Origin of the sequence: Mycobacterium syngnathidarum (assembly GCF_001942625.1) — a bacterium.
Taxonomy (GTDB): domain Bacteria; phylum Actinomycetota; class Actinomycetes; order Mycobacteriales; family Mycobacteriaceae; genus Mycobacterium; species Mycobacterium syngnathidarum.
The window spans coordinates 205,523-218,695 of the sequence record NZ_MLCL01000033.1; the positions used below are offsets into that span (position 1 = coordinate 205,523).

The window sequence follows — 13,173 nt, forward strand, 5'->3', positions numbered from 1 at the left end:
GCGATGACGGGTTCCGCCACGCGATCTGAGGATCGGCTGTCGTTCACCGACCAGGCGATGTTTCTGGGCCTGCGCGCCACGGGCCAGGAAGCCGTCATGCAGTGTGTATGGATCTACGAACGACCGATCGACTACGACGGGGTCCGGCGCTTCTACGAGGGCATCGGCCACGGCGTTTTCGGTCGGCGAATCGAACGCTCGCCATTGCCTTTCGGTCGTCATCGGTGGGTTTCGGCACCGGGACCTCAGGCAGAACTGGACATCGCCCGTCCCCGCAGCCGCGGCGAACTCGGCGCGTGGGTGGACGAGCGGGCCGCCATGCCCCTCGACCCCGAGCACGGTCCGGGCTGGCACATGGGCGTACTTCCGATGACCGACGGCTCGACTGCGATCTGCCTGGTCGGCTCGCACTGCCTGGGAGACGGTGGCGGCGGGATCCTCACGATCCTGAATGCGGTGTACGGCAACAAGACTGATTTCAATCATCCTGCGCCGTTGACGCGGACCCGGTGGCGCGCAGTGCGATCCGATCTGGGTGAGACTCTGCGCGGAGTTCCCGAGGTGGCCCGCACCGTGGTCGGGGCGGCCAAACTGGCCCGGCGGCGACGTGGTGACATCTCGCGTTCAGGCGCGGCCCGGCCGCGCCAGGTGAGCGGCGCCGACGACCGCGTGTACATGCCGGCCGTCACCGCCTACATCAATGCCGAGGATTGGGGCCTCCGGGCGAAAACCCTGGGTGGAAACAGCTATTCGTTGGTGGCCGGCGTGGCGGCCAGGCTTGCCGCGGCGATGGGGCGAGTGCGCGACGAGGATGGTGCGGTCACGCTGAACATTCCGCAGAACGACCGCACCCTGGACTGCGTCGACACCCGGGCGAACGCTGTGCTGCTGGTCAATGTCGCCATCGACCCCGAGACGGTGACCACCGATCTGTCCGGCGCTCGGGCCGCGATCAAAGCCGGACTGGCCACCGCACGCGATGTCCCCGACGAGACCCTGCAGTTGCTTCCGCTGACGCCATTTATCCCGAAACGGGTGGTGCGCAAGATGGCTGACATGGTCTTCGGATTCGCCGCCGATCGGCCGGTGTCGTGTTCGAACATGGGGGAGGTCCCGGCGGCGGTGGCTCTGGCCGACGGTACCGAAGCCGATTACCTCTATTTCCGGGGGATCGACCGGTACGCCACCCGCGGAGCCCTCGAACAGCGTCGTGGGCTGCTCACCGTGGTCGCCTGCCAGGTCGACGCCAAGGTCTCGTTGAGCATCGTCGCCTATGAGCCGGGTTCGGAGAATTCCACGCCGTGGCTGTACGAACTGGTGGCCAACACCCTGGCCGACTTTGAACTCACCGGCGTGATCGAGTAGTTCGATGTCCCGATCACATTCTCTGCCAGGGCGATTCACGTCGTCGACTGATCTGCCGGACAACCGGCTGGCGCTGTGGGACGAGGCCGCGGTGCGGATGATGCGTGCCACGGGCCGCGTACAGGTCATGCAGTGCTCCTGGGTCTACGACCATCCGATCGACTTCGACGGGCTCCGGCGCTTCCACCGGAATTTCGGCGGCGGCTTGTTCGGTCGCCGCATCGAGCGTTCCCCGCTGCCTTTCGGACGGTTTCGCTGGGTTTCGGCACCCGGGCCTCAAGCGCCACTTGATGTCGACGAGCCGCGCCCTCGCACCGAGATCAGCGACTGGCTCGATGAGCGTGCACAACTACCGATCGATCCCGAGCACGGTCCGGGGTGGCACATGGGTGTGCTGCCGGTCAGCGACGGGTCGACCGCAGTGACCGTGGTGGTTTCTCACTGCCTTGGTGACGGGGTCGGCGGCGTGATGGTGATTGCCGACGCGATCGCCGGCCGGCAGCCCGATCTGGGCTACCCGCCGCCGAAGTCGCGCGGCAGGCTGCGCGCGATGGTGCGCGACATCCGCCAAACAGTGTCGGACCTGCCGGAGGCGGCCCGCACGGCCGCCGCCGCCGTGCGGCTCCTCCGCCAGCCGAACCCCGATGCGCCCGCGGAGCGGGTCGGCCCGCCGACGCGGGTGGTGCCCGACGGTGACAAGGCAACGGTGCTGCCCGCGATCTCGGTGTTCGTCGACGTTGCGGATTGGAATGTGCGCGCGGAAGCAGTTGGTGGCAACAGCTATTCGATGCTCGCTGCTTTCGCGGCGAAACTCGGGGAGTGCATGGGGCGGTGCGGACCCGACGGCGACGTCACACTCCTGATCGCGGTCAACGACCGCACGGACGGCGATACCCGGGCCAACGCCATGTCCCTGGCGACCGCGCGGGTGGACCCGATGACGGTGACCACCGATCAGTCCGGCGCCCGTGGCGTCATCCGTCAAGCGTTCAAAACGCTGCGCGACCAACCCGACGAGACCCTGCAACTCCTACCGCTGACCCCGCTGGTGCCCAAGGGATTCCTGAAACAAGTTGCCGACGGCTTCATCGGAAATGGGGACCTTCCGGTGTCCTGCTCGAACCTCGGCGACCTCACATCGGACGTGACCCGGGTGGACGGTACGGAAGCCGAATACATCGTGTTCCGCGGCGTCGACCAGGGAACCACCCGCCAGGAACTGGAGGATGCCGACGGCCAGTTGGTTCTGGTGTCCTCCCGGGTCGGCGGCAAGGTCTCCATCGGGATCACCGGATATCAAGCAGGCGAACAGAATTCGAAGGCCAGGTTGTCCGAATTGGCGGCGAAAACCCTGGCCGAGTTCGATCTCACCGGCGAGATTGACTGGAACGGCTGAGAAAGGCTGAATCGATGATCGACACGACGCTGATCGGGGTGCTGCAGGAGCGTGCCAGCCTGCAACCCGACGACAACGCCTACACCTACATGGATTTCGACAACGATCCCGATGGCGTGCCCGTCACCCTGACCTGGTCGCAGCTGTACCGCAAGGTGCGGGTGGCAGCACACGTGCTTCGGCAGAACGGAACGGTCGGCGACCGCGCGGTGATCCTGGCTCCGCAGGGGCTGGAGTACGTCATCGCATTCCTCGCCGCGCTGCAGGCTGGGTTCATCGCCGTGCCGCTTTCGGTGCCGATGGGCGGAGTCCACGACGAGCGGGTGTCCGCTGTGCTCAGCGATTGCCGCCCTTCGGTCATTCTCACCACCTCACCGTCCACCGCGGTGGTCACTGAATACGCCGTCGAGCAGGGTGATTCGGCCGCACCCGCGGTGATCGCGGTCGACACGATCGATTTCGATGCGCGGGTGAAGGCGATCAGCAGTCGCGAGGCCCGGCCGGCGACCGCCTATCTGCAGTACACCTCGGGATCCACCCGGACCCCGGCCGGGGTGATGGTCACCAACCGCAACCTCACCACCAACTTCGGGCAGATGATGTGCGACTTCTTCCCACACTTCGGCAAAGTTCCGCCTCCGGGCACCAACGTGGTCTCGTGGCTGCCGTTCTACCACGATATGGGCCTGATGCTCGGCGTGGTGGCTCCGATCCTCGGCGGCTGGCACACCGTTTTCACCACGCCGTTCGCCTTCCTGGCCCGGCCGGCCCGCTGGATCCAGATGATGGGGAGCTACCCACGGGTCGTCACCGCCGGACCGAACTTCGCGTTCGAGTTGGCAGTCGGACGCACCACGGACGAGGACCTCACCGGTATCGACCTCGTCGGTGTGATCGCGGTGTGGAGCGGTGCCGAACGTGTGCACGAGGCGACCCTGAAGCGTTTCGCGCAGCGGTTCGGAAAGTTCAACTTCTCCGAGGACGTGCTGCGCCCGTCCTACGGCCTGGCCGAGGCGACGCTGTATGTCGCCACTGGTGAGCCCGGTCCGCCCAGCGTGGTGGCCTTCGAAACGGAGAAGCTGTCTGCCGGGCACGCCGAGCGGTGCGAAACCGGCTCCGGAACTCAGCTGGTCGGATACGGCACCCCAGAATCGCCGGTGGTGCGCATCGTGGATCCCGAGACGCGCGTGGAGGTTCAGGCTGGAGCCGTCGGTGAGATCTGGTCTCACGGCGACAACAACTGCCTCGGTTACTGGGAGAAGCCGGAGCAGACCGAGCACACCTTCGGTGCCACCTTGGCCAGTCCGTCGCCTGGTACGCCCGAAGGTCCGTGGCTGCGCACCGGAGACCTCGGCTTCATGTCCGACGGCGAGCTGTTCATCATCGGGCGCATGAAGGATCTGCTGATCGTGCGGGGCCGCAACCACTATCCCGACGACATCGAGGCCACCATCGGCGAGATCACCGGCGGTCGTGTCGCGGCGATCGGGGTGGAGGAGGACCGCACCGAGCAGCTGGTCGCGATCATCGAGGTCAAGAAGCGTGGCGATACCGAAGAAGCGGTCGCGGAAAATCTGCTCACCATCAAACGGGATGTGGCGTCTGCGATTTCGCAGGCGTACGGGCTGAGCGCCGCCGACCTGGTGCTGGTGCCTCGGGGTGCCATACCGATCACCACCAGCGGCAAGATCCGGCGTGCTTCGTGTGTGGAGCAGTACCAGAACGGTCAGTTCCACCGGCTCGACGGCGCCCTGCAACCGGCGTAGCGCGCGAAGCCGACACGTGGATCCCAGACTCGCCTATATCGACCAGGCATCGTTTTTGAGCCTGCGCGCCCTGAATCGTGGACCTCTCATGCAGTACACGTGGATCTACGATCGCCCGGTCGATCTGGACGGGATCCGCAGATTCCAGCGCAATTTGGCCGACGGCCTGCTCGGTCGGCGCATCGAGCGGTCACCATTGCCGTTCGGGCGGCACCGATGGGTCGCGTCGCCGACACAGGCCGATGTCGAAGTCTCGGTGAGGAATTGCCCACGCGCTGACGTGTGGGCGTGGGCCGATGACCGGATCCGGCGGCCGATCGATCCAGAGCACGGACCGGCGTGGCACCTCGGGGTACAGCCGTTCAGTGACGGGGGCGCAGCGGTGTCCCTGGTGGCCTCGCATTCGGTGGTCGACGGTCAGGCCATGACGATGTCGGTCGCCGAGGCAGTGACGGGTGCCGACCGCCGATTGGGCTATCCCGGGCCGGGATCGCGGTCGCGCAGGCAGGCGCTGGCCGAGGATGCTCGAGCCGCGTTCGGGTCGGTGCCCGAAATCGGCCGGGCCGCGGTCGCCGCCGTGCGGGTGGCGCGGGCCGAGCGTGAGGACCTGGCATCCTCGTTCAAGACCGCCGCCGAGCTGCCGCCGGCAGGGGACGACATTCCGGTGCTCGCCCCGACCGTTGCGGTGTTCATCGACCTTGAGCAGTGGGACGACCGGGCGAGACGGCTTGGCGGCACCAGCAATTCGTTGTTCGCCGGTTTGGCGGCGCGGCTGGGTCAGAAGCTGGGTCGCGCCGGCGCCGACGGGACAGTCGCGTTGTCGTGGCCGGTCAGCGAGCGCACCCCCGCTGATACGCGCGCCAACGCATTGATCGCCGCAAAGATGCGGGCCGATCCCGACACGGTGACCACTGACCTGGGTGCGGTCCGTAGCGCGATGAAATCGGCCCTGGCCGAGTCCGAGGAGCTTTCGGCTCGGCTGCTCGCGCCGTTGCCGCTGACGCCGCTCACACCGAAGGCGTTGGTTCGCAGACTTGAAGCGATGGTGGTGTCCGTCGACAGCCCGATCGGCTGTTCCAACATCGGCGAACTGGATCCTGCGATGAATCGTCCCGACGGAACCGACGCGGACCTCGTCTCGCTGCGGCTCCTGGAACCCCAGATCACGACCCGCGTGCTCAACCGGATCGGCGGGTACCTGTCGCTGGTGTCGGGACGGGTCAACGGCCGGATCTTCATCAGCGTCGGTGCGTGGACAGTCGGTGCCGTCAACACCAAAGATGCCTTGCGCGCGACGGTGCGTGCGGGTTTGGAAGACTTCGGCTTGTCCGGCGTCGTCGAATAGCGCTCAGCGCCCGGCGAATCCGAGCGCGATCAGCACACCGCCCGCGGCGGCGAGCACCAGGGCGAAATCGCGGCGGCGGCGAGCGCGGATCCACCGCTGGAACGATGCCAGGGTCGATTGCGTTCGGTCCGGCGAGACGGCATAGCTGACCAGGGGCACCGCCGACACGATATTGGCGACCAGAAGATAGCCTCCGATGGTCAGTGCTTTCGCCCAGGCCGAGACGCTCGACGCCGCGATGACCACCAGCAGCGCCATGTACTCGACCGAAGGCAGCGCGGTGCTGACTCCCATCACTCCTGACACCCAGGGCGAAGTCCCCAGCGTCCTGCCTTTGAGCCGGCCGGGGGTGCCTGCGGCGGCCGGGCTGAGCTCCCCGCCTTCTGGCTCCACAGCGCCGACCGGGACTGCTTTGCGGGACCGGCTCCCGACCGAGATGTTGGTGGCCAAGAATGCCGCGAGCAGCACTGCCAGCAGACCCACGACGAGTTGCACTGTGGCACCGTCGATCTCGGGGATGCTGAACAACCCGCGGTGGACCACGAACACCACGAGAACCGCGACCGCGGTGCTCATCAACACGCCGCCGCAGAGGTAGGCCGCGAGTTGGAGGATCGGCCGAGGCCGGCTCAGCACGACGAGGATGAAACCGATTCGGGTCGGGTCGAAGTTCACCGCGATGGCAAGCGCCAGAACGGTGGTCCACATGGCTGACGACCTTACCGGCCGGCCGCGGCCGACTGTTCGAGCAGCGTTGCCGTGGTCTCGACACTGACGTCCGGGGTGGTCATCCCGGCGCCGAGTGCCCGCGCGCGCGAGGCGTATTCCGGCCGCAGGATCGTCTGCAGCCGAGTTCGGAGCGACTTGGCCGTGACGCTGGAGAAACGCTGTGCCGATCCGACTTTTAGCCGCTTGATCTGACGGGCGAAGATCGGCTGATCGGCCGCGACCCACAGAATCAGGGCGGGCACTCCCGCGCGCAGACCCGCAGCCGTGGTGCCCGAGCCGCCATGATGTACGACGGCACGGCAGAGCGGGAAGATCGCGGCGTGGTTGACCGCGCCTACCACCTTGACGTGATCGGGTTGCCGCGTGTCGGGTAGGTTCCACACACCTGAGCTGATCAGCGCGCGCTGCCCCAGTGCGGCACACACATCGGAGATCATGTTCACCGCCGCGGCAGGGTGCTCGACCGGCATGCTGCCGAATCCGAAATAGATCGGCGGCTTCCCGGCGCCGATCCACGATGTCACCTCATCGTCGTTGTCGGTGCCCAGTCCCATGGTGATCGTGCCGACCAAGGGCCGGGTTTCACCCCACTCCGCTGACAAACCCGGGAAGAGCAGCTTGTCGTAAGCCTGAATCTCCAGTGCACCGCTCTCGACGACGCGCCGGGCCGAGCGGACTCGTGCCGGCGGCAGGCCCAGCTCTCGTCGTTGAGTGTCCTCGGCTTTCTTGGACAGGCGCCACAGTGCCCATTCGAGACCGGCGAATCCCGAATCGATCAGCCACTTCGGTGCGGGCACCGGGACGATCTGAGTGTTGGGGCGGGCCGGAAAATAGTGCAGGGCGGCCAACGGAATGCCGTGGTGCTCGGCGACATTGGCGGCAACTTCTTGGTAGGTGGTCCCGGTCAGGATCAGGTCCGCACCGCGGGCCAGCGGCGTCAGTGCAGCGTTCATGTCCGCCCAGCCTTCGGCGATGTAGGCGATGCCTTCCCGAAGAGCGGTGACGGGGTTCTGCGGTTTCCAGAAGTTGCGGAACACGTCGTTGTCGAGCTGTTTCTGGGAATCGACCCCGTAGGCCGTCGCCGGTGCCAGCCCCACTTTCTCGACGAACTCGACGAGATTCGGCGGCACGGCCATCCGAACCTCGTGGCCGCGGTCGCGCAGGGCCAGACCGACGGCAGCGCACGGTTCGACATCGCCTCGGGTCCCGTGGACTGCGACGACAAACTTCACTGGCCACTCCGCTGTCGGTTCAAGGCGCCGGACGCCTGGATTTCGCTACACGCTAGCGGTTGGAGTGTGTTCATGGCCTGCCAGGTTCACATCGTTTTGTTGCTGTGCCACCTGGCATTCGTAGTCGTTGTTTGCCTGTATGGGCCGTGTAGCCTGTTGGGATGTTGAGCCGCGCCAAGGTCAGCGGCGCGTTCGCTCGCGTGAGTTTCTCCGGCATTGGTCAACTCGTTGTTCGACATCCCGTGGCCGTCATTGCCACATGGTTGCTGCTGGCTGTGTCGCTGTTTCTGGCCATCTCACCGCTGACCGAGGTGGCGCAACGGAACCCGCCTGATTTCTTGCCGGCGAGCGCACCGGTGCTGGTGGCCGGTCAGAAGATGAAGGACGCGTTTCACGAGGCGGACGCGGGCAATTTCGCCGTTGTCGTACTGAGCAACGAGAACGGCTTGTCCAAGGCCGACGAAGCCACGTATCGGCACCTGGTCGAGCAACTGAAGGCCAACAGCGCCAGCGTGACGTCCACGCAGAACTTCGTCGACATTCCCGAGCTACGCCAGGCCATGACGAGCAAGGACCAGAAGGCCTGGACCTTACCGCTGAGCCTGGCCGGAACGATGGGGACCGGGCCGGGGCAGGAGGCGTATCGGAGCGCAATCAAGACGGTCGAACAGGCCACCCAGAATTCGACACTGTCGGTCAATGTCGTGGGCGCTGCGGCCACCTTCGACGACATCGACAAGATCGGCGCGCGGGATCAGCACATCATCGAGATCACCACTGTGCTGATGGTGCTGACGATCTTGATCATCGTCTACCGCAATCTGGTGGCGATGCTCATCCCGCTGATCACCATCGGGGTGTCGATGGTCGTGGCACAACAGGTGGTGGCCGGGCTCGGCGAATTGGGACTGGGGCTGGGCCCGCAGACGATCGTGCTGATGACCGGCATGCTGATGGGCGCGGGGACGGACTACGCGGTATTCCTGTTCAGCCGGTATCAGGAACTGCTTCGGTCCGGGATGAGCTCCGACGTGGCCGTCGTCAGCGCGTTGACCTCGATCGGTGAGGTGATCGCCGGATCGGCGGCCACCGTCGCGATCACGTTCCTGGGCTTGATGTTCACCACCTTGGGTGCCTTCTCGACGGTCGGTCCGGCCCTGGCGGTGACGGTGTTCATCGGCTTCCTGGCATCGGTGACGTTGCTGCCCTCGTTGATCACCTTGGCCGGACGCCGCGGATGGGTCAAACCTCGCCGCGACGTGACCGGCAGGTTCTGGCGCAGGTCGGGCATCCACGTGGTGCGCCGGCCGTTCGCGCACCTGGCCGGCAGCCTGGTGATTCTGTTCGCGCTGGCCGCGTGTGCAACCATGGTCAAGTTCAACTACGACGACCGCAAAGCGCTGCCGGCCGATTCCGCGAGCAACCGCGGCTACGAGGCGATGGACAAGCATTTCCCCATCAGCCAGACCTTGCAGCAGTTCATCCTGATCGAGTCGCCGCAGGATCTACGCACCCCCAAGGCGCTTGCCGACATGGAGCAGATGGCCCAGCGGGTCAGCCAGCTCCCCGACATCGACGTGGTGCGTGGTATCACCAGGCCGACGGGTGAGGTGCTCGAACAGGCGAAGGCCACCTACCAGGCCGGCGAGGTCGGCGGCAAGCTACGCGACGCGTCCAACCTGATCGAGAGCAACAACGACAATCTCGACAAGCTGAGCGGGGGAGCGCATCAACTCGCCGACGTGTTGGGCCAGGTGCGGACCCAGGTGGTCGGCGCGATCGGCTCGGTTCGCGGTCTCGTGGGCGCGCTCGAAGACATGCAGACGCGCTTCGGCGGATCGAAGACCCTCACCTCTGTCGACACCACGTCGAGTCTGGTCGGCAACATGCGATCACTCGGGGATGCGCTGAGGAAGAACCTGAGTCAGGCCAAGGCCATCCGCGACTGGGCGAAGCCCGCCGTCGATGCCCTCAACGTCAGTCCTGCCTGCAACATCGACCCGGCCTGCGTGTCGTCGCGCGCTGACCTGCAGCGGGTCGTCGCCGCGTACGACGACGGCACCGCGAGCACCATCGCCGACCTCAGCCGCCAGCTCGAGGCCACCGACGGGAGTTCGACCCTCGACGACACGATCCGCGACCTCGAGGCGACGATGGGCAAGGCCACCAGCGCACTTCAACAGCTGGGGATGGATGATCCCAAAGGATTGCAGCAGCAGATCAACACCGCGGTCGAGGGAGCCAACCTGCTGGCGGATTCGAGCCGGCAGCTCGCCGATGGTGTGCAGTTGCTCGTCGACCAGACCCGCACGATGGGTGGTGGCCTCGACCAGGCATCTGGGTTTCTGCTGGGGATGAAGCGGGACGCGGCGAATCCGCCGATGTCGGGCTTCTACATACCGCCGGAGATCCTCACCCAGGCGGAGTTCGAGAAGGCGGCGAAGCTGTTCGTCTCCGATGACGGCCACACGGTGCGCTACCTCGTCCAGACGGCGCTCAACCCGTTCGGCAGCGAGGCGATGGATCAGATCGATCAGATCGTCGCGACCGCCAACAGTGCCAAGCCCAACACGACACTGTCGGACGCCGAGATCTCGATGGTCGGTTTCTCTGCGGTCAACCGTGACATCCGCGGCTATTACAACGCCGACATCCGCTACATCGTGTGCATCACGTTGATCGTGGTGTTCGTGATCTTGGTGGCGCTGCTGCGGGCGGTGGTGGCGCCGCTGTATCTCGTGCTCTCGGTTGTGGTGTCCTACTTGTCGGCGCTGGGCATCGGGGTGGTGGTGTTCCAGTTCATCCTGGGACGCGAGTTGTCGTGGAGTGTGCCGGGAATGGCGTTCCTGGTCTTGGTCGCAGTGGGCGCCGACTACAACCTGCTGCTCATTTCGCGGATCCGTGACGAATCCCGGCTGGGCATCAGGTCGGGGGTGATCCGAACCGTAGGGGCGACAGGCGGGGTGATCACCTCGGCAGGTCTGATCTTCGCCGCCTCGATGCTGGCCCTGACGGTGAGCAGCATCGCCAGCATTGTCGAGATCGGTTTCATCATCGGTGTCGGGCTCCTGCTCGACACGTTCCTGGTCCGCACGATCACCGTGCCCGCCGCGGCCGTACTGATCGGCAAGCTCAACTGGTGGCCGTCGAAACCCCGCGCCGATCAGGGCCGGCAGGAAGACGCGGACCACCATCGGACTCGCGACGCCGATCTCGGGGAAGCGGAGGCATCCGATGCGCGGGATGCCGACGTTTCGGTTTAGCGGCCGCGGAAGGATCGCTCGGCTGTCAGTGCCGACTCGATGTCAGCCACCGCGTCTTGATCCGCCACGAGTGCGCGGATGCCAGCGCGAAGATCGCACCGCAGCCGCAGGCGAATACCCACACCAGCCGGCCGTTTTCGATCGGCTGCAGGGCCGGCACCAGCGAGGTGACGATCCGGGTCGCGCAGGCGAGCATTCCGCTGACCGAGGCGAACAGGTAGATGTTGGCGATCCGGCGGGACTGCGGGTCCTTGCGGAGCACCAGCATCGCGCGGGCCCCGTAGCCCAGCAGGTAGAGCAATGTGCCGCAGAGCAGGATCCAGTACGCGCTGAGCCAGAAATCGGTCGGCACCTGGAAAAAGTCGGCCGCGTACACCGTGGCGCCGTTGCCCATCGAGAAGGTGGCGAGCAGGACGGGGATGCAGATGGTGGCCGGCCGCTCCACGTTCTGCTTGAAGGAGCGCTGCATGGCGTTGTCGTCCTGCAGGCGGCCCAGGGAGTTGTAGACGATGGCCGACGCGGCCACGATGTAGGCGTCGTGGCCGAGGTAGTCCTCGACGTTCCACTTTCCGGTCAGCTCGTACAGAACGTGCCCGATGGTCTCCGAGGCCCACGGTGACATCAGCAGCACTGCCACACCCTGGAGCGCGATGTTCAGGGTGGCGGCCACTTCCCACCGGCAGGACCAGGTGACCCTTCGGATCCACAGGCTCCATGCGATGCAGGCCAGTGTGATGACGATGAGCGTGGCGACGGACATAACAATTGCCTCGGGAGATGGTGCGGACAGCCGACGTGCCGGCTGGTTAGAACGGGGGCGCGTCGGGGCGGGGGGTCAGTTCGGACAGTTTCTTGGGCCGGTGGACGGCCGGACGGACGCGGGTGGCGGTGTCCACCGGAGCCACCGTCACCGGCGAGGACTCCATGTAGTGCCACACTTCCTGTCGACTCATCAGCCCGAACCGGATCTGCAGGTCGGGATAGCTGAGGTGGAAGCGGTCGGCTACCTGCCGCAATTCCTCGGCGTTGGGGTAGTCGGCCTCTTTCACCCGCCGGTAGTACGTGCTGCTGGAGATGCCCAGCGCGCTGTACACCGCCTTGGCGTCGACTTCGCCGTCCAGCAGATAGTCGAGCAGGGCCTTGAGCTGCCTGCCGTTCTCGTCGGTTCGCGGCATCAGAACACCATAGACCTCGAGCCCGCATTTGGTCACAGCGAACCACGGCGAAGCCAGCAATCGCGTAATTGACAACAGTGTCCGACTTTTGGCACAGCTCTCCCATTTTTGGGAATTGCTGGCTAACGTTGTCCGCATGTCTGTTTCTGTCCTGCCCGACTCGTACGGCACCGGCTCCTGGATCGCCGATTACGGCACGGTCGGGCCACCCGTTGCCGCCGATATCGTCACCGTGTCCAGCGCGCTGGACACGGTGTTGTCCGCCGAGCTCCACGGAGCCGCGATCGCCATGGACTGCAGCGCCGAGGAGCTGCTGCTGGCCGCGCTGGGCCGGACGGTGGCCCGCACGATCGGCGAAGGCACGCTGGTGGTCGATGTGGTGAGCGGGCCCGAGCGGGCCGGTTTCCGGCGGGTCGCGGTGCCCTGCCTGGGGTCTCGTGGTCTGTCGGGGGTCGAACTGCTCGCAGCGGCACAGCGGGGCGTCGACGGCGCCAACCATCGTTCGGCGGACGTGAGCCTGGCCTACGGTGGCGGGTCCAGGTCGGGTCAGTCCGGGCACGCGCTGGCGGTGCAGCTAGATGATGGCACCGAGGACACGATGACCTTGCAGTGGCGCTTCGACAGCCGCAGTTTCGATGACGCCACGGTCCAGGAATTGGCCGAGCAGTTCCCGCTGGCCCTGATCGAGGTCACCTCCGGGTAGGTGTGATTTTTTCACGATTTGCGGTGCTCATTAGACTGGGCGCATCGGCGCTGATCCGGCCATCACCGGGGAGCCTTCGGAAGAACAGCTTCTCCGATTCGAACCTCGGATTGGGCACAGCTCAGTAGAACCGGACGGGTGGGCCCGTGATCGCCTGAAAGTTGAGCGGCGCGCTGCAGTGCAGCGCGCAAGCGGGGTG

The 13,173-nt window shown here is 65.9% G+C and carries 10 protein-coding genes; 6 read left to right on the plus strand and 4 right to left on the minus strand.

Features of this window, described 5'->3' with window-relative positions:
• The first annotated feature begins 3 nt into the window (after nucleotides 1-3).
• The 4 genes from BKG60_RS11460 to BKG60_RS11475 all read left to right on the plus strand — a co-directional run bounded on the left by BKG60_RS11460 (nucleotide 4) and on the right by BKG60_RS11475 (nucleotide 5,872).
• Nucleotides 4-1,365, plus strand: coding sequence for a wax ester/triacylglycerol synthase domain-containing protein (locus BKG60_RS11460; RefSeq protein WP_070943680.1), 1,362 nt, complete (start codon nucleotides 4-6; stop codon nucleotides 1,363-1,365).
• Nucleotides 1,366-1,369: 4 nt separating this feature from the next.
• Complete coding sequence (locus tag BKG60_RS11465) at nucleotides 1,370-2,761, plus strand: hypothetical protein (RefSeq protein ID WP_070943681.1); 1,392 nt, start codon at nucleotides 1,370-1,372, stop codon at nucleotides 2,759-2,761.
• 14 nt (nucleotides 2,762-2,775) lie between these two features.
• Complete coding sequence (locus BKG60_RS11470) at nucleotides 2,776-4,527, plus strand: AMP-binding protein (RefSeq protein ID WP_070943682.1); 1,752 nt, start codon at nucleotides 2,776-2,778, stop codon at nucleotides 4,525-4,527.
• A gap of 88 nt (nucleotides 4,528-4,615) precedes the next feature.
• On the plus strand, nucleotides 4,616-5,872 hold the full coding sequence (locus BKG60_RS11475; RefSeq protein ID WP_239253188.1) for a hypothetical protein: 1,257 nt from the start codon (nucleotides 4,616-4,618) through the stop codon (nucleotides 5,870-5,872).
• Between the two features lie 3 nt (nucleotides 5,873-5,875).
• Here BKG60_RS11475 and BKG60_RS11480 read toward each other — a convergent pair whose 3' ends face one another.
• Together BKG60_RS11480 and BKG60_RS11485 are read right to left on the minus strand one after the other, a co-directional pair.
• Entirely contained in the window at nucleotides 5,876-6,580 is a 705-nt protein-coding gene (locus BKG60_RS11480; protein WP_070186024.1) for a GAP family protein, read from the minus strand.
• Between the two features lie 11 nt (nucleotides 6,581-6,591).
• On the minus strand, nucleotides 6,592-7,833 hold the full coding sequence (locus BKG60_RS11485) for a glycosyltransferase (protein WP_070943684.1): 1,242 nt from the start codon (nucleotides 7,831-7,833) through the stop codon (nucleotides 6,592-6,594).
• A 161-nt stretch (nucleotides 7,834-7,994) separates the two neighbouring features.
• Between BKG60_RS11485 and BKG60_RS11490 the strand changes: the two genes are divergently transcribed.
• Entirely contained in the window at nucleotides 7,995-11,096 is a 3,102-nt protein-coding gene (locus BKG60_RS11490) for an MMPL/RND family transporter (RefSeq protein ID WP_070943685.1), read from the plus strand.
• Between the two features lie 25 nt (nucleotides 11,097-11,121).
• Here BKG60_RS11490 and BKG60_RS11495 read toward each other — a convergent pair whose 3' ends face one another.
• Nucleotides 11,122-11,856 (minus strand): hypothetical protein, encoded by a 735-nt coding sequence (locus tag BKG60_RS11495; RefSeq protein WP_070186027.1) that lies wholly within the window; start codon nucleotides 11,854-11,856, stop codon nucleotides 11,122-11,124.
• Between the two features lie 46 nt (nucleotides 11,857-11,902).
• Nucleotides 11,903-12,271 carry a transcriptional regulator gene (locus BKG60_RS11500; protein ID WP_070943749.1) on the minus strand — a complete coding sequence of 123 codons (369 nt, stop codon included), beginning with the start codon at nucleotides 12,269-12,271 and terminating at the stop codon, nucleotides 11,903-11,905.
• A 136-nt stretch (nucleotides 12,272-12,407) separates the two neighbouring features.
• On the opposite strand from BKG60_RS11500, the gene BKG60_RS31450 reads away from it, so the two are divergent.
• Complete coding sequence (locus BKG60_RS31450) at nucleotides 12,408-12,974, plus strand: hypothetical protein (RefSeq protein WP_070943686.1); 567 nt, start codon at nucleotides 12,408-12,410, stop codon at nucleotides 12,972-12,974.
• Nucleotides 12,975-13,173 lie beyond the last annotated feature (199 nt).

Bases quoted from the DNA above. Each gene is read 5' to 3' on its own strand.
- BKG60_RS11465 (WP_070943681.1), top strand. From the start codon at position 1,370: ATGTCCCGATCACATTCTCTGCCAGGGCGATTCACGTCGTCGACTGAT.
- BKG60_RS11500 (WP_070943749.1), bottom strand. From the start codon at position 12,271: ATGCCGCGAACCGACGAGAACGGCAGGCAGCTCAAGGCCCTGCTCGAC.
- BKG60_RS11475 (WP_239253188.1), top strand. From the start codon at position 4,616: ATGCAGTACACGTGGATCTACGATCGCCCGGTCGATCTGGACGGGATC.
- BKG60_RS11495 (WP_070186027.1), bottom strand. From the start codon at position 11,856: ATGTCCGTCGCCACGCTCATCGTCATCACACTGGCCTGCATCGCATGG.
- BKG60_RS11490 (WP_070943685.1), top strand. From the start codon at position 7,995: ATGTTGAGCCGCGCCAAGGTCAGCGGCGCGTTCGCTCGCGTGAGTTTC.
- BKG60_RS11470 (WP_070943682.1), top strand. From the start codon at position 2,776: ATGATCGACACGACGCTGATCGGGGTGCTGCAGGAGCGTGCCAGCCTG.
- BKG60_RS11460 (WP_070943680.1), top strand. From the start codon at position 4: ATGACGGGTTCCGCCACGCGATCTGAGGATCGGCTGTCGTTCACCGAC.
- BKG60_RS11480 (WP_070186024.1), bottom strand. From the start codon at position 6,580: ATGTGGACCACCGTTCTGGCGCTTGCCATCGCGGTGAACTTCGACCCG.
- BKG60_RS31450 (WP_070943686.1), top strand. From the start codon at position 12,408: ATGTCTGTTTCTGTCCTGCCCGACTCGTACGGCACCGGCTCCTGGATC.